Genomic DNA, 21,671 nt, shown 5'->3' on the forward strand with positions numbered 1-21,671 from the left:
GAGTCGCTGCGTTCCCGCGTGCCGCGCCGTCCGCTTTCGGCTATGGTTCGGCAATTTCGCATGTCAGCCGCAAGGGGTCGAATGGAACGCCGCTATACGCTATTGCACGTGTTCACCAAGCAGCCCGACGGCGGCAACCCGCTGGCGGTAATGTCCGAAGTAGACGGTCTCGACGATGCCGCGATGCAGGCGATCGCGCATCGCATCGGCCTTTCGGAGACGGTGTTCGTGTTTCCGCCGAAGAACCCGGCGCATCTGGCCTCGATCCGCATCTTCACCCCGGCGAGCGAATTGCCCTTTGCCGGCCATCCGACCGTCGGCACGGCGATCTGCCTCACCCAGGAGCGGATCTGGCGCGACAAGGGCACCGAATTCGACGCGCTCGCGGTGCTCGAATGCAAGGGCGGCATTCTGCGCGTCGCCGTGCGGCCCGGTAGCGGCACCGCCTTCGCCGAGTTCGACGCGCCGACCCTGCCGTATGAGAGCGGCGAGGCCGCCCCGAGCGACCGGCTGGCCGCCGCGCTGGGGCTCGCCCCGTCCGAGATCGGCTTCGAAAATTTCCGGCCGCGCCGCTTCACCGCCGGCAACGCCTTCACCTTCGTGCCGGTCGCGGGGCTGACCGCCATGGGCCGCGCCCATGTCGTCCCCGCCTTCTGGGACCAGGCATTCGGCGGCGACAGCCATCCGGCCGCCTATCTCTATTGCCGCGAGACCTTGCAGCACAAAGCCGGCTTCCATGCCCGCGCCTTCGTGCCCGGCATGGGCGTGCCGGAGGACCCCGCGACCGGCTCGGCGGCGGCGGCTTTCGCCGGCATCATCAACCTCTTCGACGGCCCGCCCGAAGGCGTCTACCGCACCGTCATCGAGCAGGGCATCGAGATGGGCCGTCCGAGCGAGATCTTTCTGGAATTCGAAGTCAAGGGCAGGGCCATTCGCGGCGTCCGCATCGGCGGCTATGCCATGATCGTCGGACAGGAGACGGTGGCGGTTTAAGCGGCAGGAGTCTGTGGAGCGTATCCGCGGCGGCTTGCGACTCAGGGTTGCGAATGGGATGCCTGTCCGGCGGCCGGAGGGCGCCCAGACCATGACCCTGCTATTGCGAGCAACGCTTCTTGTCGCCGTGCTGCTGCTGGCCGCTTGGCCGCCGCGACCGGCCTACGCTCAACTGAACGTCCAGTCGCCCGGGGTCACGAAGGGCGAGTGGGAGGTCGAAACGCACAGCACGTTTCAGACCGGCCTTCCGCGAACGGACGCGGATGATGGGCCTCCGGTGCGGCAGGGGCACGAACTAGAGATCGGTTACGGCGTCACCGATTTCTGGCAGTTCGAACTCGGCATGACCGCGCAGAGGCCGGTGGATGGGAGCTTCGAGGCCTCCGGCATCGAATTCGAGAACACTTTCGAACTCGGCACCATTCCGCGCTGGAGCGCCACCTTCGCCCTGTTCGCCACGCTCGCGCTCGGCGTCGGCGGCGCGGACGATCCGGACGCGGCCGAACTCGGCCCCATCGTCCAGTTCGGCGACGACAAGAGCGGCAGCCTGATCCTCAACGGCTTCTTCGAAAAAACTTTCGGCGAGAATCGCGACAAGGGTTTGGGCTTCGAATATGCCGCCCAGCTCCGCCTGCCGCTGGCCGGCAAATTCGCCCTCGGCGCCGAGCTGTTCGGCGAGATCGAGGATATCGACAACGCCCCATCCTTCGAGGATACCGAGCTGCGCGCCGGTCCCATGCTCTACCTCTCCTTCGGCGATGATGACGACAAGGCGAAGGGCAAGCCCGGCGACGACGACAAGGACAAGAGCCTCAAGTCCGGCGGCAAGGATCCTGAGATCGAGATCGGCGCTGGCGTCCTCCTAGGCGCGACCGATGCCACGCCCGACTACACCTTCAAATGCGATTTTGAGATTACGTTCTAGGCGCGCGGCCGAGTCGCCGCGCCGGGATGCGGCGCATTCCCGGCTGGCGCGTCCTCCCGGCTGGCGCGTCCTCCCGGCTGGCGCGTCCTCCCGGCTGGCGCGTCCGTCGTCCCGGACACCGCGTAGCGGTGAGCCGGGACCCAATCCCGCATCCGCGAGCCCTGCGGCAAGAGGAGAGGCGAGTAGGCCCCGGCTCTGACGGCCGGGGCGACGGGAGTGAACGTTGCGCAGTTTTGCAGGGGTTCCCAAGGGGCCGACTCCGCAGCCGCGCGCCGAAGCGCGCCCGCCTATCCGCCGAAGAAGTCGAACAGCAATTTGACATTCAGTACGGCGATGACGAGGGCGATGACGGCGGCGAAGACGATCAGCCAGCGCGGCGCGACCAGCTCGCCCATCTTCATCTTGTCGGCCGTGAACATCACCAGCGGGAAGACCGCGAAGGACAATTGAAGGCTCAGCACGACCTGCGTCAGGATCAGAAGCTGTGCCGTCCCCGCGTCGCCATACCAGATCGTCACGATCGAGGCCGGAATGATGGCGATGCCGCGCGTGATCATGCGGCGCAGCCAGGGCGCCAGCCGGATGTTGAGAAAACCCTCCATCACGATCTGGCCGGCAAGCGTCGCCGTCACCGTCGAGTTGATGCCGCAGCAGAGCAGTGCGATGCCGAACAGCGTCGGCGCGATGGCGAGGCCGAGCAGCGGGGCGAGCAGCGTGTGCGCCTCGCCGAGTTCGGCGACGTCGAGCCGTCCGGTCTTGTGGAAGGTCGCCGCCGCCAGGATCAGGATCGAGGCGTTGATCAGCAGCGCAAACATCAGTGCGACGGTCGAGTCGATGGTGGCGTATTTCAGCGCCTGCCGCTTTTCCGGGATGGTCTCGCCATAGGCCCGTGTCTGCACGATGCCGGAATGCAGATAGAGATTATGCGGCATCACCGTCGCGCCAAGAATGCCGAGCGCCAAATAGAGCATTTCAGGGTTGGTGACGATGTCGGTGGTCGGCGCGAAGCCTTTGATGACCGCGCCCCAATCCGGATCGGCCAGCGCGATCTGGATGGCGAAGCAGACGGCGATGACGCCGAGCAGCGTAATGATCAGCGCTTCGATCCAGCGGAAGCCGAGCCGCTGCAGATAGAGAATGAGGAACACGTCGAGCGCGGTGATGACGACGCCGATTTCGAGCGGAATGCCGAAGATCAGGTTGAGGCCGATGGCCGTGCCGATCACCTCGGCGATGTCGGTGGCGATGATGGCGATCTCGGCGAGCGCCCACAGGCCGAGGGCGACGGGTTTTGGAAAGGCGTCGCGGCAGGCCTGGGCGAGGTCGCGGCCGGAGGCGATGGCAAGGCGCGCGCACAGCGATTGCAGCACGATCGCCATAATGTTGGAGACGAGCGCGACGACCAGCAGCGTGTAGCCGAATTTGGAGCCGCCCGCGAGCGAGGTCGCCCAGTTGCCGGGGTCCATATAGCCGACCGCGACGAGATAGCCGGGGCCGATGAACGCCGCCGCCCGCCGCCAGGACGGCCCGGTGCTGCGAACTGCGATGCTGCGATGAACGTCTGAAAGCGAAGCCTCGCCACGATCCCGGCGCCAACCCTTTGCGTAGCCATAAGCAGGCGCGTCCATCCGAAACCCCTAATCGCAATTGCAAATCATTTGCAATAAAACATCGATGGCGCGTTTTGGCAAGTGATTTGGCTACGGATGGCGGCGCTTGGTCGCATATAGGGGCACCATCCGTCAGTGCTCCCGCTGCCAGCGACGGAGGTCGTCGACCCAATCTGAAACAATCCTGATTGACTCTCGACTCCGCACCTGCAACATGGCTATCGTGAATGAACGTTCGTTTTTATGCAAACCGCGATCCCGATGCCCAAGCTCGACGCCACCACTCAGCGCGCCAGGCGCGAAAACATTCTCGACGCGGCCGAGCGCTGCTTCGCGCGCCAGGGTTTTCACCACACCTCCATGCAGGATATTTGCCGTGAGGCCGGCGTAAGCCCCGGGGCGCTTTATCTGTATTTCAACTCCAAGGAAGATCTCATTGCCGGGATCTGCGAGCGGGAGAAGACCGTGCTCGCCACGGCGCTGGCCTCGATCGCCGAGGCGCCGGATTTCATGGCGGCGCTCGGGCAGCTCGCCCAGACTTATTGCGTCGAGGAGCCGCCGGAAAAGCTCCGGCTGCACGTAGAAATCAATGCCGAGGCGCTGCGCAATCCGGCGGTCGGAGACTTCATCCGGTCGATCGATGCGTTCGTCATCGCAAGTTTCGAGCGGCTGATCGCAGGCGCCCGGGACAGGGGGCGGATCGACCCGGCTTATGAGCCGGGGCAGATCGCCGCCATGATTTCGATCATCGGGGATGGGATTTATCTGCGCAGGGCGATGGATCCCGACTTTAACGTCAAAGCCATAATGCCGGTCATTCTTTCGCTCGTGTCTTCGCTGATAAGGCCGGTGGATGAAGCCAAGATTGAAGCGCGCGACAGGAGCGAAATTGCACGATGATACGGTCGAAGCAGCATTCGGCACGGCGCGGACCGGTCTGCGCCCTCATGGCTCTTCTGTCGCTGACTGTGCCGGCGGCGCCGCTTTACGCGGCCGACGCGGCGACGGGTGGCAAGGAGGATGGCGGCCCCACCGTCAGCGCCGCGCGCGCCGAGCGGACCGCCTTCACCGAGACCATTCTGGTCACCGGCTCGCTGGTCGCGCGCACGGAGATCATGGTCGCGCCGCAGATCGACGGGTTTCGCCTCAGTGAAATCCTCGCCGAGGAGGGCGACCGGGTGAAATCCGGGCAGGTGCTCGCCCGGCTCGCCGATGAGATGCTGAAGGTTCAGCTCGCGCAGCTCGAGGCGAGCCTCGTCAAGGCCGAGGCCTCCATCGCCCAGGCGCGCAGCCGCATCGCCGAGGCCGAGGCCAATCAGAAGCAGGCCGATGCCGCCTTCGGGCGGGCGCAGGATCTCGTGAAATCCGGCTCGACCAGCCGCTCCGTCTATGACGAGCGCGAAGCCGCCTCGCGCACCTCCGCCGCGGCCGTCGCCCTGTCGCGCGACGGGCTGCTGGTCGCGCAGGCCGAGAAGACACAGATCGAGGCGCAGATCCGCGAATCCCGGCTCCGGCTCGGCTATACCGAGATCAAGGCGACCGAGGACGGGCTGATCAGCCGGCGCAAGGCGCGGGTTGGGGCGCTCGTCTCCAATTCGTCGGAGCCGTTGTTCCGCATGGTCGCCAAGGGCGAGATCGAACTCGACGCCGAAGTGCCCGAAATCTACCTGCCGCGCATCACCGTCGGCCTGCCCGCGCGCATCGATGCCGCCGGGCTGAAGCCGCGCGAGGGCAAGGTGCGGCTGATCTCGCCGGAAATCGATCCCGCCACGCGGCTCGGCCGGGTGCGCATCCTGATCGGCGACGATCCGGCCCTGCGCGTCGGCAGCTTTGCCCGCGGCACCATCGACACCGCCAAGAGCAGCGGCCTCGGCGTGCCGTCGACGGCAGTGCTCAACCGCGATAGCGGCGCCATGGTGCAGGTGGTGAAGGATGGCCGCGTCGAGAGCCGCCGGGTGGCGACCGGCATGGTCAGCAACGGCATGGTGGAAATTCTCGACGGCCTGCGCGACGGCGAAATCGTCGTGCTCCGCTCGGGCACGCTTTTGCGCGATGGCGACGCGGTGCGCGCGGTCATCGCCGGCACGACCACAGTGAGCGAGGCCAAGTAAATGCGGCTGAATATATCGGCGTGGTCGATCCGCACCCCGATTCCGTCGGTGGTGATGTTCATCGTCCTCATCATTTTGGGCATTCTCTCGTTCCGCGCGCTGCCGATCGAGCGCTTCCCCAATATCGACATCCCGCTGGTGTCGATCGCCATCACCCAGGCCGGCGCCTCGCCCTCGGAGCTGGAAAACCAGGTCACGCGGCGCGTGGAGAACGCGGTCTCGGCGCTGACCGGCGTCAAGCACGTCACCTCGGCGATCACCGACGGCTCGTCGGTGACGACCATCGAATTCGTGCTCGGCACCAATACCGACCGCGCCCTGAACGATGCCAAGGACGCCATCGCCCGCATCCGCGCCGAGCTGCCGCGCACCATCGACGAACCGATCTCCCAGCGCATCGACGTGGCCGGGCTGCCGATCCTGACCTACGCCGCTTCCGCGCATGGCATGGACATCAAGGAACTCTCCTGGTTCATCGACGACACGCTGGCCCGCGAATTGCAGACCGTGCGCGGCGTCGCCGAAGTCCGGCGCGTCGGCGGCGTCGACCGCGAGATCCGCGTCTCGCTCGATCCGGACCGGCTGCTGGCGCTCGGCATCACCGCCGGCGATGTCAGCAACCAGCTCCGCGCGACCAATGTCGACGTGGCCGGCGGCAAGAGCGAGATCGGCGGCAGCGAGCAGACCATCCGGGCGCTTGCCAGCGCCGACACCGTCGAGCGCCTCGGCTCGACCACAGTCAAGCTGCCGGGCGGGCGCAAGGTCCGGCTCGATGAGCTCGGCACGGTGCGCGACAGTTTCGAAGAGCCCAAATTCTTCGCCCGGTTCAACGGCGAGGAGGTGGTCGGCTTCAATATTTCGCGCTCCAAGGGCGAGAGCGATGTCGGCGTCGCCGAGCGCGTGGACGCCAAGATCGCCGAGCTTTTGAAGCGTTACCAGGGCGTCGAATTGCGCAAGGTCGACAGCACCGTCACCTATACCGAGGGCAATTACGACTCGACCATGCACACGCTGCTGGAAGGCGCGCTGCTCGCCGTGCTCGTGGTGCTGATCTTCCTGCGCGACCTGCGCGCGACCGTCATCGCCGCCGTGGCGCTGCCGCTCTCGATCATGCCGACCTTCTGGGCGATGGAGGCGATGGGCTTTTCGCTCAACCTCGTCACGCTGCTCGCCTTGACCCTGGTGACCGGCATCCTGGTCGACGACGCCATCGTCGAGATCGAGAACATCGTCCGGCATATGCGGATGGGCAAATCGCCCTATCGCGCCGCGCTGGAGGCGGCCGATGAAATCGGCCTCGCCGTCATCGCCATCACCTTCACCATCGTCGCCGTCTTTATTCCCGTCAGCTTCATGAGCGGCATTGCCGGGCAATATTTCCGCCAGTTCGGCATCACCGTCGCGGCGGCGGTCTTATTCTCCTTGCTGGTCGCGCGATTGATAACGCCGATGATGGCGGCCTATTTCATGCGCGACCATGGTGAGCCGGAGGCCAAGGACGGCTGGCTGCTGCGCCAATATACGCGGCTGATCGGCTGGTCGGTGCGGCACCGTCTGGCGACCGTCGCGCTCGGCTTCCTGATCTTCCTCGGCTCGATCTTCTCCATGATGCTGCTGCCGCAAGGTTTCGTGCCGGCGGAGGACGCCGCCCGCATCCTGATCGCCGCCGAGCTGCCGCCCGGCTCACGGCTGCAGGACATGAAGGCAGAAAGCGACCGCATCACCAAGCTCATTCGCGAGCGGCCGGAAGTGCAGGACGTGTTCGTCGATGGCGGCCGGATTCTGGGCTTCGCCGGTGGCGGCCAGGAGGTGCGCAAGGCGACCTTCACGATCAATCTCGTCAATAAGGATGACCGTGAGTTGGACCAGCGCACGCTGGAGCAGATCTTTACCGACGAGCTGAGCAAGCTGCCCGACGTGCGCGCCTGGGTCATCAACGAGAACGGCCAGCGGGCTTTGTCGCTGATCGTCTCCGGCTCGGACGGACCGGCGGTGGCGGAAACCGCCCCGCGGATCGTCAGCGCCATGCGGCGCGTGCCCGAGCTGAGCAATGTCGTCTCCAATTCGGCGCTCGACCGGCCGGAAGTGCGCTTCCGCCCGCGTCCGGAAGTGGCGGCGGAGCTTGGCGTTTCGACGGAAGCGCTGTCCGAGGTCATCCGCATCGCCACCATCGGCGACATCGACGCCAATCTGGCCAAGTTCAACGCCGGCGACCGGCAGATCCCGATCCGGGTGCAGCTCGACGAGGACGCCCGTTCGAACAGCCAGATCCTGGAATCGCTGAAAATCCGTACCGGCGCGGGCGCGGCGGTGCCGCTGGTCTCGGTCGCCTCCATCGAGAGCGGGCAGGGGCCGTCTTCCATCGACCGCTATGACCGCCAACGCCGCGTCGTCATCGGCGCCGATCTGGTCGGCACGGACGCGCTCGGCGCCGCGCTGGAAAAAGTCTACCAGCTCCCCGAGGTGAAGGCGCTCGAGAACAATCCCGGCGTCCAGCTCAAGCAGACCGGCGATGCCGAGATCATGGGCGAGGTGTTCTCCAGCTTCGGCTATGCCATCGGCGCCGGCATCATGATGGTCTATAGCGTGCTGATCCTGCTATTCGGCAGTTTCCTGCAGCCGATCACCATCCTGTTCTCGCTGCCTCTGTCCATCGGCGGCGCGATTTTCGCGCTGCTGCTCACCGACCGGCCCTTCAGCTTCCCGGTGGTCATCGGCATCCTGATGCTGATGGGCATCGTGACTAAGAATGCCATCATGCTCGTCGATTTCGCCATCGAGGAGATCGCGCGGGGCGTGAAGCGCTACGACGCCATCGTCGATGCCGGCCGCAAGCGCGCCCGCCCGATCGTCATGACCACCATCGCCATGGCCGGCGGCATGTTGCCGAGCGCGCTGGCGCTGGGCGCGGGCGGCGAATTCCGCTCGCCGATGGCGATTGCGGTGATCGGCGGCCTGTTGCTGTCGACGCTCTTGTCGCTGATCTTCGTGCCGGCGGTGTTCATCCTGATGGACGATATCGGCAGCCTGATCTGGCGCCTGTTCGGCCGCTTCGTCGGCCCGGTCGATGAGCCGGGCGCCGAGCCGCTGCGGATCGAGGCCAAGCCCGCAGGGGAACAAGCCGCGCTTGCAAGGCCGAGAGCGGCGGAATAGGGCGGGTGAGGATTCAGGCTGCGGCGCGCGTTGCGCTGGTGTGAGCTTGGATTCTCTCCAGCAGAATTTCGCTCAGCCGGGCGACGGCCAGGCTCGGCCTGTCCTCGGCGCGATGCAAAGCCAGCGGGATCGATGGCAGCGGCGGCAGCCCCATTTCGGCGGCGTCGAAGGCGGAGAGTGTCGCCGGCATTCCGGCCGTCGTGCGCAGCGTGATGCCGAGCCCGGCTTCGGCGGCGGCCCACAGGCCGGAGAGGCTGGGGCTGCTGAATGTCAGCCGCCAGGGAATGCCCGCAAGATCCAGCGCCGCGATGCCCGCCGCGCGAAAGCGGCATGGCAGCGGAAAGGCGAGGAGCGGCATCGGCTCGGCCCCGAGGCTCTTCGCGCCCGGCCAGCCGGGACGGCCGATCCAGCGGATTGGGAATTCCGCGACCTGCGAGGCGTGGCCGCCATCGCTGCCATCCCCCCAGCACAACGCCATGTCGAGTTCGCCCGTCACGGTCTTCTCGATCAGATGCGCGCTGACATCGACCTGCACTTCGACCCGCACCTTCGGATGCGCCCTGGCGAAACGCCCGAGCACCGCCGGCAGCCAGCTTTCGGCGAAATCCTGCGGCAAGCCGAGCCGGACCCAGCCTTCGACGCCGGCGCCCCGGACGATGTCCACCGCCTCGTCGTTCAATTCGAGGATGCGCCTAGCATAGGAGAACAGGCTCTCACCCGCGACGGTCAAGGCGAGGCCGCGCCCGGATTTCTGTACCAGCGGCTGGCCGACCTGCTCCTCCAATTTGCGAAGCTGCGTGCTGATCGCGGATTGCGAGCGGCCGAGCCGGTCGGCGGCGCGCGCGAAACTACCCAGCTCGAAGCCGGTGACGAAGCTGCGCAGCACGTCCATGTCGAGATTGGTTCGATGGGTCATCGTTCGATTCTGCCGAAGTGTGGCATCTAAAGTTTCAAATTTTCCAAAGCATCATCCGCCTCTATTCTGCACTGGTCAAGCCTCTCGCTCAGGAGACCAACCATGCCACTCGTTCGAATCTCGCTGCTCAAGGGCAAGTCCAAGGCGCATATTCGCGCCATCGCCGACGGCGTTCACAAGGCGCTGGTCGAAGCCTATGACGTGCCGGCGGACGACCGCTTCCAGCTCATCCAGCAGCATGAGCCGGAAGAGTTCATCTATGATGCCGACTATCTCGGCATCCACCGCACCGACGATCTGGTCATCATCCAGGTGACGGCCGGGAATTGGCGCGAGACCGCGACGAAACAGGCCTTCTACAAGGCCGTCGCCGACAATCTGTCCGAGAATCCCGGCCTGCGGACCGAGGACGTCTTCATCAGCCTCCTGTCGGTCCAGCGCGACGATTGGTCCTTCGGCAAGGGCGTGGCGTCTTACGTCAAGGAACCCGCGCCGGTTTGAGCGCGGGGGAAGCGGCGGGCTGCTTGTCCGACTCGCGCAAATGAGCCAGCACCACCTCGCCGCGCGGCGAGAGCCGGTAGCCGATATCGAGGCTCTCGGTCAGGCCAAGCTCCTTCAGGCGGCGAATATCGCGTTTGAAGCTCGGCTTGTCGCGGCCCATCTGGGCGCCGAGTTTTTCGGCGAGCTTTGCCGGATGCGCGGCGATCAGTTCGAGCGAGCGGCGCGTCCATGGCCCAAAACCGCTGCGCTCGTCCATTTTCGCCAGCCTCTCGGCAATGGCGGCGATTTCGGCGGGCGCGAGATCGGCGTCCTGCCGGAGCGCCGCGCGCCGGTCCGGCCCCGCATAGTGGAAGTCGATGCGGTAGACCTCGCCCTCGGAGCGCGAGGTCAGCCATCCCCGCAAATCCTCAAGGCTCGGCGAACCGGCCGCCCGCGCATCGTCCTCGGTGATCGCGCCGACCTCGATCGCCTCGACCCGGTCGATACCGATCTCCCCTGCCGGCGTGCGCAGCCGTCCGCCCGTCTTGACGGTTGGACGCCGCCAGCGGCGATAGGCGCGCGTGACCTCGCCGCTTGGGATGCGCTTCAGGATGTCGTCGCGAAACAGCATGGGCCTCACCTCCGGCCGGTACACTACGCCTGCTGCCTGATGCAACGCCGGGCCCCCACCGCTTGATCCCCAGGGACATGGAACCGTCCCGCACTTGCGCGTTCCCCGGCACCCTATAGACTTGGCGCGGGAGAAAAATCGGCCGCCGCTCGAACGGGGGCCGCGCGGGGGGACGGATGGCCGAGGACAGTGCGGATGCGATCGTGGTAGGCGCGGGGCTGTCCGGCCTCGTCGCGGCGACGGAACTGGCGGATGCGGGCAAGCGCGTACTTGTCATCGATCAGGAACCGGAGCAATCACTCGGGGGGCAGGCTTTCTGGTCCCTCGGCGGCCTGCTTTTCGTCAACTCGCCCGAGCAGCGCCGCATGGGCATCCGGGATTCGCGCGATCTCGCCATGCAGGATTGGCTGGGCTCGGCGGGTTTCGACCGCCCGGAGGACGCCTGGCCGCGCAAATGGGCGGAGGCCTATATCGATTTCGCGGCGGGCGAGAAGCGCCAATGGCTGCACGGCCAGGGCATGCGGTTCTTCCCGCTGGTCGGCTGGGCTGAACGCGGCGGCTACACCGCGACCGAGCACGGCAATTCCGTGCCGCGCTTCCACCTCACCTGGGGCACCGGGCCGGGCGTGCTCGAACCCTTCATCCGCCGCGCCCGCGAAGCCGAGCGCCGGGGCCTCATCAGCTTCCGCTTCCGCCACCGCGTCAACGAGCTGACGAAAAGCGGCGGCGCGGTCGATGGCGTCTCGGGCGAGATATTGGAGCCGAGCGATGTCGAGCGCGGCGCGCCTTCCTCGCGCTTGGCGGAACGGGACTTCGCGCTGAAGGCGCAGGCGGTGCTGATCACCTCGGGGGGCATCGGCGGCAATCACGAGATGGTCCGCCGCAACTGGCCGGAACGGCTCGGCCGGGCGCCCAGCTTCATGCTGTCCGGCGTCCCCGATTACGTCGACGGCCGCATGCTGCCGATCGCCGAGGACGCCGGCGCCAGCATCATCAACCGCGACCGCATGTGGCATTACACCGAAGGCGTCAAGAACCACGCGCCGATCTGGACCCGCCACGGCATCCGCATCATTCCCGGTCCGACCTCGCTCTGGTTCGACGCCGCCGGCAACCGCCTGCCCGCGCCGCTCTTCCCCGGTTTCGACACGCTCGGCACCCTGAAGCACCTGATGGAAACCGGCCATGATTATTCCTGGTTCATCCTCAACCAGCGCATCATCGGCAAGGAGTTCGGCCTCTCCGGCTCGGAGCAGAACCCGGATCTGACCGGCAAAAGCATCCGGCAGGTCTTGCAGCGCGGCCGCAAGGCCGCCGTGACGCCCGTCGCCGCCTTCCAGCGGAATGGCGAGGATTTCGTCACCGCGCCCGATCTCGGCGAACTGGTGAAGCGCATGAACGCGCTGACCGGCAATGCGCTGATCGACGAGGAGAAGCTGCGCTACCAGATCGAGGCGCGCGACCGGGAAGTCGCCAACACCTATACCAAGGACGCCCAGCTCACCGCCATTCGCGGCGCGCGCCACTATCTCGGCGACCGGCTGCTGCGGGTGGCGAAGCCGCACAAGATCCTCGACCCGGCGGCGGGACCGCTGATCGCGGTGCGGCTGTGGATCCTGACCCGCAAGTCGCTCGGCGGATTGCAGACGGACCTGTCCGGCCGCGTGTTGCAGCCCAATGGCGAGCCGCTGGCCAATGTCTACGCCGCGGGTGAGGCGTCCGGCTTCGGCGGCGGCGGCGTGCATGGCTACCGGGCGCTGGAGGGCACGTTTCTCGGCGGTTGCCTGTTCTCGGGCCGGATCGCCGGACGGGCCGCCGCCAAGGCCGTCGGGTGATGCCCGGCCCGGACGCACGGATCACGGTGGCCGGGGCCGGCAGCATCGGCTGCTTCATCGGCGGCGCGCTGGCGCGGGCGGGCCGCAAGGTGACGCTGCTGGCGCGGCCGCGCATGGTCGAGGAATTGCAGTCCTGCGGGCTTCACCTCACGGACCTGTCCGGGTTCGACGAACGGATTCCCGCCGCGCGCCTCAGCGTCACCGCCGATCCGGCCGCGCTGAAAGCAGCCAGCCTCGTGCTGGTGACGGTGAAGAGCGCGGCGACAAAGGGCATGGCCGGTGAGATCGCGGCCCAGCGCACGCCGGGCGCGGTCGTGCTGAGCCTGCAGAACGGCGTCGACAATCTGCCCGCGCTGCGGAGCCTGCTCGGCGAGACCAATGTGCTCGGCGGTGTGGTCGGCTTCAATGTCGTGCATATGGGCGAGGGCCGGTTTCATCGCGGCACCTCGGGTCAGGTGGTGATCGAGGCGGGGCGGGCGGAGCTGCGCGCGCTGCTCGCGGTGCCGGGGCTCGACCTCGCGGTGACGGCCGATATTGCCGGCGTGCAATGGGGCAAGCTGCTGCTCAACCTCAACAATGCGCTGAACGCCCTTTCCGGCCTGCCATTGCGCGAGCAATTGCAGGACCGCGCCTGGCGCCGCCTGATGGCCGCCCAGATCGAGGAGGCGCTGGCCGTCTACGCGGCGGCGGGCATCGTGCCGGTTCCGGGGACGCCGATCGCCGCGCGTTTCCTGCCGCGCATCCTGCGGCTCCCGACCGCCATCTTCCGCGCCGTGGCCGCGCCGATGCTGCAGATCGACCCGGAAGCGCGTTCCTCGATGTGGGAGGACCTCGTCCGCCGCCGCCCGACCGAGATCGATTTCCTGCAAGGCGCGATCCTGCGTCTGGCTAGGCGCCATGGCGTTGCGGCGCCGCTCTGCGAGCGGGTGGCCGCCCTCGTCAAACGGGCGGAAGCCGCCGCGGCCGGCCCGCCCGGGCTGACGCCGGACGCGGTGTCAGCCCCGTAGTTGCTGTCACCCCAAACGGCACTCCGGGGTTCAGGCGGACTATTGGCTTCCGCCTCCTGACCTAGCGCTGCGCCATAAATCTTTCGCCCGGCATCAGCTCGTAAGGTCCGACCCAGCCGGGCAGCGCCTTGATGCGCTCGCTCCAGGCAAAAATATTCGGGTGGGTTTCCTTGAAATCATATCCCAGCTCCTCCGGCGGGTAGAACACATAGCCGGAAAGCGAAATGTCGGCGATGGTCGGTCGCGCGCCCGCGATGAAAGGCTGCGTCCCCAAATGCGCCTCGACCACCGCAAAGGCCGGGTCGATGCGGCCGCGCAGGAATTTCAGCACGTCCGGGTTGGGCGTCTGCGGCATCAGCGCGATCTGGAAGCGGTAGGTGGCGAGATAGCTCGTGAACTTGTGGTTGTCGAACAGGATCCAGCGCAGGATCTCCAGTTCCTCCTCCTCGCTCTCCGGTCCGAACTTGCCTGTGCGCCGGGCCAGATAGCTGAGGATGACGCCCGATTGTGACAGCCGCCTGCCGCCATGTTCCAGCACCGGCGCCTCGCCCATGGCGTTTACCGCCTGCCGCCAGTCCGGCTGGCGCGTCTCGCCGTTGAAATAATCGATCGGCACCGCCTGCCAGTCCGCGCCCGACAACGCCAGCATCAGCGCCGCCTTATAGGCATTCCCCGATTGCGCGAAGCAATGCAGCTTGTACTCGGCCATCCCAACCTCCCCATGGCTTTTCGACCGGCAAAGGCTAACATCAAGGCGGAACGAGGACCAAGCCGCGCTTGCGGCGGACAGGAATTTTGCGCGGGCAAAGGATGGGGCGCGTGCCGTAGACTATCGTGGGCGCAGTCGGGCGGGGGCGCCGCCCTCCGCCATTCAGGAAGGGAGAATGTGATGATTGCATTGCAGCCGCCATTCCGACGCGCGGAGCTGAAGGACGCCGGGGCGCTCGCCGAGCTGGTGAATTTCGCCGGCGAGGGCCTGCCGCTCTATCTGTGGGACAAGATGAGGGAGCCGGGCGAAACCGCCTGGGCGCTCGGCCGCCGCCGGGCCGCGCGCGAAGAGGGCAGTTTCTCCTACCGCAATGCCGTGGTCGCCGAGATCGGCGGCGCCTGCGCCGCCTGCCTGATCGGCTATCCCCAGCCCAGCGAGCCCGAGCCGATCGATTACGCCGCCATGCCGCCGATGTTCGTGCCGCTGCAGGAGCTGGAGAATCTGGCGCCCGCCACCTGGTATGTGAATGTCCTTGCCGCTTTCCCGGACTATCGCGGCCAGGGCCTGGGGACGCGGCTGCTTGCCCTCGCCGAGCAGCTCGCCCGCGCCGCCCGCAGGCGCGGCCTCAGCGTCATCGTCTCCGACGCCAATGACGGCGCCCGCCGGCTCTATCTGCGCTGCGACTATGTCGAGGCGGGCGAGCGGCCGATGGTCAAGGAGGGCTGGCGGAACGAGGGGCGCAATTGGGTACTGCTGACCAAGCGGCTTCCGGCCTGAGCATCGCCCGGACGCCTTAATGCGTGCTGGAGGGAGAGAGCATGACCGACGCCGATTTCGCCCCTATCGACGCGGCCATCCGCAAGGCGCTGGCCGCCCAGGGCTTCATGCAACTGGTCGGGGCGCGGCTCGACCTGCTGGCGCCCGGCCGCGCCGTGATGAGCCTCGAGCGCCGCAGCGATCTGCTGCAGCAGCACGGCCTGATCCATGGCGGCGCCATCGCCTTCCTGATCGACAATACCGCGACCGTCGCCGCCGCCACGCTGATCGACCGCGCCAGCCAAAGCTGCCTGACCGCCGAGTACAAGCTGAACTTCGTCTCGCCCGCCAATGGCGCCCGCCTCGTCTGCGAGGCGAGCGTGCTCAAGCCGGGTCGGCGGCTTTCCGTCGTCGAGGCGAAGGTGACGAGCCATGCGGATGGCGGCGCGAAACTCTGCGCGGTCGCGCTGGCGACCATCGCCGTGATCGAGCCGGTGGCCGCCGCCTAAGGGTGCGGCACGCACATGGTTTTGACTTGCGTTCGGCCGGGAAAAGGGTGAGAACGGTAGCATTATCGGGGCGAAGTCGCCGGATCATCCTCCGGCGCCGGCCCGCCGCGTTCTCCCTCGGGGAGCGCACATCTCACGGATCGGGGCGTAGCGCAGTCTGGTAGCGCATCTGGTTTGGGACCAGAGGGTCGCAAGTTCGAATCTTGCCGCCCCGACCAATGAAATCAATAAGTTAGTCGTCTGCCCAGGAAACGCCGCCCAGGAAACGTGATTTTGGCCGGCCATCTGCGTGATTGTCCTTGACGGGGGGAGCATCCAGATGGCCTCGCTTTCGTCGGCGAACAGGAGAACGATATCGCCGGCCTTAGCCTGGGCTTTGCGCAGCTTGGGCCGCAGCCCCACATGATTGATCTCGTTCGCGATCTGGCGCCCCTTAAAGGTGTGTCGCGGTCGCCGGAAGCGAAATCCCCTTTTGCGCAGGACCTTGGAGAGCCGCGAGCGCGAAATATTTATGCCCTCTTTGGCCGCGATCTCGTCGGAGAGGCTAGCCAGCGTCCAGTTGGTCCGGTCTGCGACCGGTTGCAACAGGAGAGGCCCGGCGATCCTGAGCGCCGCCGCGGCCTTCGGTGGCGCTGGTCCAGGAGCAACGCTCGCCCTCTGCGCATCAATCCCATCGCGCATAAACTCGCTGCGCCAGAACCGAACCGTATCCTCGCGAACCCCGAATGCCTCTGCAATCCGTGCGCTGGTCCAGCCATCCAGCGTTAACAGGACAGCTCGCGCCCGATCCGCCTCAGCGCGATCCACACCGCTCGCCAAAGTCTTCAGCGACGTTTTTTGCTATCCGTCGCCGCTTCCGGAGATCTGCTAGCCATGCCTTGCCCTCGCGGTCCACAGCAGCGGCGACATCGGGTCGCCTCGCGTGGAGGCTTCGGGCAGAGATTGGAGATCATCCAGAAGTGCGGAGCTTCCTGGGTCTTGGCCGGCGGCCGTGAGCACCGATCGATTTGACCATAAGATTGACCGAAATATCTAAACCAGCGCGGCTGCAGCGCCTCGAGGTGATCACCGATGTTGAACGCCGTCGGGCATGGACGCGAGAGGAGACGCGCGCCATTCCTAGCAGAGTTTCCAGGACGGTGTTGTAAGCTCAGACACCCGGCGGACGTCAGGCCCACGCATCGCCGAGGACGTCGACAATGCGCTCAAACACGTTGATGCGGCGACTGGCGCGGGCGGAAAAAGCAGTAATTTTCTTAATACTTACGACGCAACTGCGAATCTGATCGCGACAAGGTCACAAGCAGCAGGCGCGACTGCCCGTCCTTCCTGCGCCGAAGGCGACTGATCGGTGCTGAAGGCCGGCGACCTCGTCATCATGGGTAATCTGCGCAGGCATAAGAGCAGAGGCACGCCTTCCCTCCATAGAGTGCCTCCGCTCACATAGACAGACGCGCATGCCGGATGTCGAGCCATTCTTGTTGCCCGGTTACGAGGCCTGGCGGGGGGGTTAGCGGAACCCACTCGACCTGAAACAGGTGCCCATCCGCCACTCTTGTCCAGGATTGACGGTGATCGGCAGCGGCAACAAGGTGATAATGATAGCGCTCCAGGATCTGCGCGACCTGCGTTTGCGGCACCCAACCAGAAACCTCGTGAAGGACTACCTCTGGCTTAACGTTGAAGTCGTAGATGCGATGGCTGATATTTACCCAAGCACCGCGGCGGTCTCTCAAGCAGACTTTGTAGCCGCGGGGCAGGAGCCCCGAGACGGGTGCGCTATCGTCAGGGTCGGATCGCACGCCCAGCGGCGTGGACAAGTAGCCTGATCCATATGTATGCACTGTCTCGACATCGATCAGGGCGATCTCCTCGATATCGCTCACGCCGGTCTCTTCCCAGACTTCGCGCTTGGCGCTTTCTATTGGCTCCTCGCCTTCTTCGACAGAGCCCGCAGGCAGTTGGCGTCCGCCAAGCGGATGAACAAAGGTCAAAAGCTGCCGATGCGGTTCGACGCCGCGTGTGACGAAGGCAGTCACTTTCCGAAAGGTGGTATCGGTCATTCAAAATAAGCTCATTCAATAGGGCCGGTCTGCATGGAAGTCAGAACATACCTCCTTTAATGGCTGGAATGTCTCCAAGCGTTAGCGGCAATGTTCATGCTCAGAGTCTTTCTTTTGCCAGGCGGCGCAGCTTGGCGACCCGTGTTTCAAACGGCTCGTGCATGTCGAGCGTGCCGCGAAACTGTCCGTCCGCACCCATGAGGTACCCATGGCAATGTCTCCGACGGAGTTTGAGTTCATACTGGGCGCAGATGACTATGCAGGCGCGTGACCGCACCAGAGGCCTACGCCAAATGCTTTGTCTTGATCATGAGGCTATTCCCAACCACGCACACGCTGGATAACGCCATGGCGCCGGCCGCAATCACCGGGTCGAGCAGTCCGAGCGCTGCCAGCGGTATGGCGCCCACGTTGTAGAAGAAGGCCCAGAACAGATTTTGCTTGATGGTCCGGAAGGTCAGCCGCGAGAGCGCGAGCGCTTCCACGACTTTCAGCGGATGGCCTTTTACCAGCACGATGTTGCCGGCCTCGATCGCGATGTCGGTGCCGGTGCCGATGGCAATGCCGAGGTCTGCCTGGGCCAACGCGGGCGCATCATTGATGCCGTCACCGACGAAGGCCACTCGCAGGCCGTCTCGTTGCAACGCCTTCACCTGGTCGGCCTTATCCTGCGGCAGGACCTCTGAAAGCACCCGGTCGATCCCGGCCTGGCTGGCGATGGCCTCCGCGGCCCTGCGATTGTCGCCGGTGATCATTACCGTTTGCATGCCGTTCGCCTGGAGACGTTCGACCGCAATCCTCGCGCCGCCCTTCAGCGTGTCGGAAATGGCGACGATGCCGATCAGCTCATGGTTGCGGGCGACGGCGACGACCGTTTGCGCGGCGGCTTCGCGCTCTTCGATCGCGGCGGCGAGGCCGGCAATCGAAACACCCGACTCGCGCAACAGGCGTGGACTGCCCACCAGCACCACGTCGCCCCGGATCGTGCCACGCACGCCCTTGCCGGCGACGTTCTGGAAGTCTTGTGCTTGGTCGAGCGGCAGGTCTTTGGCCCGGGCAGCGGCGACGATGGCCCGAGCCAGGGGGTGCTCCGAGAGTTGTTCGATGCTCGCCGCGAGGCGCAGGATCTGAGCGTCGCCGATGGCGTCCCCGGCTGAAACGATGTCCGTCACCTTGGGACGGCCTTCGGTAAGCGTGCCAGTCTTGTCGAACATGACGAAGTCGATCTTTTCGCCACGCTCGAGTGCGTCGCCGCTCTTGATCAAAATTCCGCGCCGCGCGCCAAGACCGGTCCCGACCATGATGGCGGTCGGGGTTGCCAACCCCAGCGAGCAGGGGCAGGCGATAACCAGCACCGCCACCGCCGTGATGATGCTCTGCTGAAGGTCGCCGGTGGCGAGGAACCATCCGCCGGCCGTCAGCATCGCGATGCCGAGCACAATGGGTACGAAGATGCCGGAAATCCTGTCGGCCAGCTTCTGGATCGGCGCCTTATTGCCCTGCGCATCGGCCACCAGCTTGACGATCTGGGCGAGGGTGGTGTCCTGCCCGACCTTCGTCGCCCGCATCTGAAACGCGCCGCTTAGATTTATGGTGGCGCCGAACACCTCCTCGCCTACGGCCTTGGTCACCGGCATGCTTTCGCCTGTAAGCATCGCCTCGTCGACGCTGGAGCCGCCCTGCAGGATTGTGCCGTCCACCGGCACCTTTTCGCCGGGTCTGACCAGCAGGATGTCGCCGACCTGGACCTCATCGATGGAGATTTCCCGCTCGCCATCCTCGCGCACCAGATGCGCGGTCTTCGCCCCGAGATCGACCAGCTTCTCAATAGCCGCGCTGGCCTGGCCGCGGCTTGCAGCCTCGAAATAGCGCCCGAGCAGGATGAAGGCCGCGATGACCGCGCCGGTCTCGAAATAGAGATGCTGGCCTCCGGCGTAGAGCGCCCATGCGCTGGCGAAGAGCGCGGCCAGCGTGCCGATCGAAATCAGCGTGTCCATGTTGGCGGCGCCGCGCAGCGCTTGGCGCAGCATGCCGCGATGGAAGTCCCTGCCAAGCCCGAGAATGACCATGGTGGCGAGGGCCGCCTGCAGCACGAGGCTGGCGTTGCGACCGAACAGCGTCCAGGGCAGCTCGACCTCCAGCATGGCCAGCAGGACGACCGGCACGGCCAGGATCAGCGCCAGAGCGGCACGCCATCTGGCCCGCGAAAGCTCCTCCCGAGCGTGCTGTCGGTTGTCCCGCGCGAATTCGCTGGTCAGCACCTGGAAGCCGTTGCCGATCACGGCCTGATGCAAATCTCGCTCGGAGACCGCGCTTGCGTCGAATTCGACGCGCGCATTGCGCATGCCGAAATTGACGGCTGCTTCCCTCACGCCGTGCAGTTTTTTGAGCGCGCGTTCATTGCGGTTCGCGCATGCGGCGCAATGCATGCCGCCGATGCTGAAGCTGGCGACTCTGAGGGCAGGCGCCTGGGCACGATTGCTGGTGCCTTGCTCCGCTAGGGGCAGCGTCATCCCTTGTCCCTCGGCAGCACGGTGATTTTGGAGCCGGGCGTCATCATCCCCATCCCGCAGTTGAAGGCATAGTCCCCGGGCTGCGGCGGAATGAACGTGATCAGCGTTGTGCCGTTGGCGGAGAGGAGTTTCTCAATGCCAAGCTGTGGCGCCAGCAAGACGCGGCCGCAGCCATCGGCCTCGCTGCCGTCGATCCACCAATGCACTGGCACGCCCTGTTTGACCGTGAACTGGTTCGGCTGATAGTCGAGCCCGACCACCTTCATGCTAATTCGCTGCAGTTCGCCGGTTGCTGTTTGCTGGAGCGCCGCTGAAGCCTGCGGACGCTGCGCCGGATTGCCGCCGATGCCGGTCAGGACGAGTCCCGACTGGATGTTGATCACGCCGAGCAGGATAACGGCCGCACCGGCAAATTTGAGAAAATGGCTCTGCAAAGCGCCTTTGGCAAAACTCGATACCGCTGATAGCGACAGCAGCGCCGGCAGCGTGCCGATGGCGAATGCAAGCATCGTCAACGCGCCGGTCAGCACCTCGCCCTTCGCAAGCACGTAGAGCTGGAGCGCCTGGGTGAAACCGCAGGGCAGGAAGAAGGTGAGGCCGCCCAGCAGGAAGGCGGCCCCCTTCGTATCACTTGCGGTCAGACGGCGGATGCGATGCGCGATTGGTTGAGGCACGGCAGGTATCAGACGCGCCAGCGAGGGGAAGAGTCCGAGCATCTGCAGCCCGAGCATGATCATGATTGCGCTGGCCATGAGCGTGAGCGCCCCGGTGCTCTGCGGCGAAAGCATCAGCGCCGATCCGAGCCCGCCCACTAAGCCGCCGAGCAGCGCATAGGAAATGACGCGTCCGGCGTTGAAATAGAGATGGGGACGCATGCGCTCCAGACCGGACAGGTGGGTATTGGCGGCGTTGAACCTGGCCGCGACGGCGACAAGCAGGCCGCCGGTTACGGCGATGCAGCTCGATACAGACGCGACGAGCCCGATGACCAAAGCCAGCCCGAGACTGACGCGATCGGAAACCGCGATGCCGCGCGGGATGAGATCGAAGGACTGCGCGGCCAGGGCAAGCCCGGCCAGAATGGCGAACGCCGCGGCGATTTCGAGATAATCGCGCGTCGCGTGACTTGGCCGTGCGGCGCCGTCCGCGATGGACAGGGTGAAGCCGTCGTCAGCGACGGCCCTCTGCAGATCGGCGAAATCGAGGCTGGCGACGTGATCTACCTCAGCGCGGCGAGTCCGGTAATCGACGTTTGCGCGCCGCACCTGCGGAAGTTGCTTCAGTCGTTGCGCGACCAGAGCCGCGCAATTCGTGCAGTGCATCCCCCGCACGTCGAGATGCAGCACCTGACGCCGTGCTTGGTCCAATTCGGAAGCCCGTTCTTGATCGTCGACCATTAAACTCCCTCGGCGCTGCCTTCCCGCAAGGAGGCGACTATAACCGGCGATACTCTGAACCTT

At 65.8% G+C, this 21,671-nt stretch carries 17 protein-coding genes and 1 tRNA gene; 11 read left to right on the top strand and 7 right to left on the bottom strand.

Annotated elements, in window-relative coordinates; genetic code table 11:
- Positions 1–81 precede the first annotated feature (81 nt).
- Entirely contained in the window at positions 82–993 is a 912-nt protein-coding gene (locus BLEFHOIH_RS16060) for a PhzF family phenazine biosynthesis protein (protein ID WP_088347038.1), read from the top strand.
- A gap of 91 nt (positions 994–1,084) precedes the next feature.
- Positions 1,085–1,918 (top strand): hypothetical protein, encoded by an 834-nt coding sequence (locus BLEFHOIH_RS16065; RefSeq protein WP_125461748.1) that lies wholly within the window; start codon positions 1,085–1,087, stop codon positions 1,916–1,918.
- A 287-nt stretch (positions 1,919–2,205) separates the two neighbouring features.
- On the opposite strand, the gene BLEFHOIH_RS16070 is transcribed toward BLEFHOIH_RS16065, so the two are convergent.
- The gene (locus BLEFHOIH_RS16070; protein ID WP_088347040.1) at positions 2,206–3,546 is read right to left on the bottom strand and encodes an Nramp family divalent metal transporter; all 1,341 of its coding nucleotides are present in this window, start codon (positions 3,544–3,546) and stop codon (positions 2,206–2,208) included.
- Between the two features lie 243 nt (positions 3,547–3,789).
- Between BLEFHOIH_RS16070 and BLEFHOIH_RS16075 the strand changes: the two genes are divergently transcribed.
- From BLEFHOIH_RS16075 to BLEFHOIH_RS16085, 3 genes are read left to right on the top strand one after another with little or no spacing between them, the layout of a single operon-like run.
- Positions 3,790–4,428 carry a TetR/AcrR family transcriptional regulator gene (locus tag BLEFHOIH_RS16075; RefSeq protein ID WP_088347091.1) on the top strand — a complete coding sequence of 213 codons (639 nt, stop codon included), beginning with the start codon at positions 3,790–3,792 and terminating at the stop codon, positions 4,426–4,428.
- Positions 4,425–5,639 carry an efflux RND transporter periplasmic adaptor subunit gene (locus tag BLEFHOIH_RS16080; protein WP_088347041.1) on the top strand — a complete coding sequence of 405 codons (1,215 nt, stop codon included), beginning with the start codon at positions 4,425–4,427 and terminating at the stop codon, positions 5,637–5,639. The genes BLEFHOIH_RS16075 and BLEFHOIH_RS16080 overlap by 4 nt, the downstream gene beginning before the upstream one ends.
- Complete coding sequence (locus tag BLEFHOIH_RS16085) at positions 5,640–8,792, top strand: efflux RND transporter permease subunit (protein WP_088347042.1); 3,153 nt, start codon at positions 5,640–5,642, stop codon at positions 8,790–8,792.
- A gap of 13 nt (positions 8,793–8,805) precedes the next feature.
- Here BLEFHOIH_RS16085 and BLEFHOIH_RS16090 read toward each other — a convergent pair whose 3' ends face one another.
- Positions 8,806–9,708, bottom strand: a complete 903-nt coding sequence (locus tag BLEFHOIH_RS16090) for a LysR substrate-binding domain-containing protein (protein WP_088347043.1) — start codon at positions 9,706–9,708, stop codon at positions 8,806–8,808.
- A 102-nt stretch (positions 9,709–9,810) separates the two neighbouring features.
- Between BLEFHOIH_RS16090 and BLEFHOIH_RS16095 the strand changes: the two genes are divergently transcribed.
- On the top strand, positions 9,811–10,209 hold the full coding sequence (locus BLEFHOIH_RS16095) for a tautomerase family protein (RefSeq protein WP_088347044.1): 399 nt from the start codon (positions 9,811–9,813) through the stop codon (positions 10,207–10,209).
- Here BLEFHOIH_RS16095 and BLEFHOIH_RS16100 read toward each other — a convergent pair.
- Positions 10,187–10,819, bottom strand: a complete 633-nt coding sequence (locus BLEFHOIH_RS16100; protein WP_088347092.1) for a hypothetical protein — start codon at positions 10,817–10,819, stop codon at positions 10,187–10,189. The two genes, BLEFHOIH_RS16095 and BLEFHOIH_RS16100, sit on opposite strands and share 23 nt — an antisense overlap.
- Before the next feature lie 176 nt (positions 10,820–10,995).
- Between BLEFHOIH_RS16100 and BLEFHOIH_RS16105 the strand changes: the two genes are divergently transcribed.
- Together BLEFHOIH_RS16105 and BLEFHOIH_RS16110 are read left to right on the top strand one after the other, a co-directional pair.
- The gene (locus tag BLEFHOIH_RS16105; protein ID WP_088347045.1) at positions 10,996–12,654 is read left to right on the top strand and encodes an FAD-binding dehydrogenase; all 1,659 of its coding nucleotides are present in this window, start codon (positions 10,996–10,998) and stop codon (positions 12,652–12,654) included.
- On the top strand, positions 12,654–13,661 hold the full coding sequence (locus BLEFHOIH_RS16110; RefSeq protein WP_088347046.1) for a 2-dehydropantoate 2-reductase: 1,008 nt from the start codon (positions 12,654–12,656) through the stop codon (positions 13,659–13,661). The genes BLEFHOIH_RS16105 and BLEFHOIH_RS16110 overlap by 1 nt, the downstream gene beginning before the upstream one ends.
- A 61-nt stretch (positions 13,662–13,722) precedes the next feature.
- On the opposite strand, the gene BLEFHOIH_RS16115 is transcribed toward BLEFHOIH_RS16110, so the two are convergent.
- Positions 13,723–14,370, bottom strand: a complete 648-nt coding sequence (locus BLEFHOIH_RS16115) for a glutathione S-transferase (RefSeq protein WP_088347047.1) — start codon at positions 14,368–14,370, stop codon at positions 13,723–13,725.
- A gap of 180 nt (positions 14,371–14,550) precedes the next feature.
- On the opposite strand from BLEFHOIH_RS16115, the gene BLEFHOIH_RS16120 reads away from it, so the two are divergent.
- The 3 genes from BLEFHOIH_RS16120 (at position 14,551) to BLEFHOIH_RS16130 (ending at position 15,853) form a co-directional block, all read left to right on the top strand.
- Positions 14,551–15,147: a GNAT family N-acetyltransferase gene (locus BLEFHOIH_RS16120; RefSeq protein WP_088347048.1), complete on the top strand. Its 597-nt coding sequence runs from the start codon at positions 14,551–14,553 to the stop codon at positions 15,145–15,147.
- Positions 15,148–15,188: 41 nt separating this feature from the next.
- Positions 15,189–15,635 (top strand): PaaI family thioesterase, encoded by a 447-nt coding sequence (locus BLEFHOIH_RS16125; protein ID WP_088347049.1) that lies wholly within the window; start codon positions 15,189–15,191, stop codon positions 15,633–15,635.
- Positions 15,636–15,776: 141 nt separating this feature from the next.
- A tRNA-Pro gene (locus BLEFHOIH_RS16130) sits at positions 15,777–15,853 on the top strand.
- Positions 15,854–17,074: 1,221 nt separating this feature from the next.
- On the opposite strand, the gene BLEFHOIH_RS16140 is transcribed toward BLEFHOIH_RS16130, so the two are convergent.
- From BLEFHOIH_RS16140 to BLEFHOIH_RS16150, 3 genes are all read right to left on the bottom strand, one after another.
- Complete coding sequence (locus tag BLEFHOIH_RS16140) at positions 17,075–17,698, bottom strand: NUDIX domain-containing protein (RefSeq protein ID WP_088347050.1); 624 nt, start codon at positions 17,696–17,698, stop codon at positions 17,075–17,077.
- Positions 17,699–17,982: 284 nt separating this feature from the next.
- The gene (locus tag BLEFHOIH_RS16145; protein WP_088347051.1) at positions 17,983–20,211 is read right to left on the bottom strand and encodes a heavy metal translocating P-type ATPase; all 2,229 of its coding nucleotides are present in this window, start codon (positions 20,209–20,211) and stop codon (positions 17,983–17,985) included.
- Positions 20,208–21,608: a sulfite exporter TauE/SafE family protein gene (locus tag BLEFHOIH_RS16150; RefSeq protein ID WP_088347052.1), complete on the bottom strand. Its 1,401-nt coding sequence runs from the start codon at positions 21,606–21,608 to the stop codon at positions 20,208–20,210. The genes BLEFHOIH_RS16145 and BLEFHOIH_RS16150 overlap by 4 nt, the downstream gene beginning before the upstream one ends.
- Positions 21,609–21,671: the final 63 nt, after the last annotated feature.

This window comes from Rhodomicrobium sp. R_RK_3 (genome assembly GCF_002198715.1).
Lineage (GTDB): Bacteria > Pseudomonadota > Alphaproteobacteria > Rhizobiales > Rhodomicrobiaceae > R-RK-3.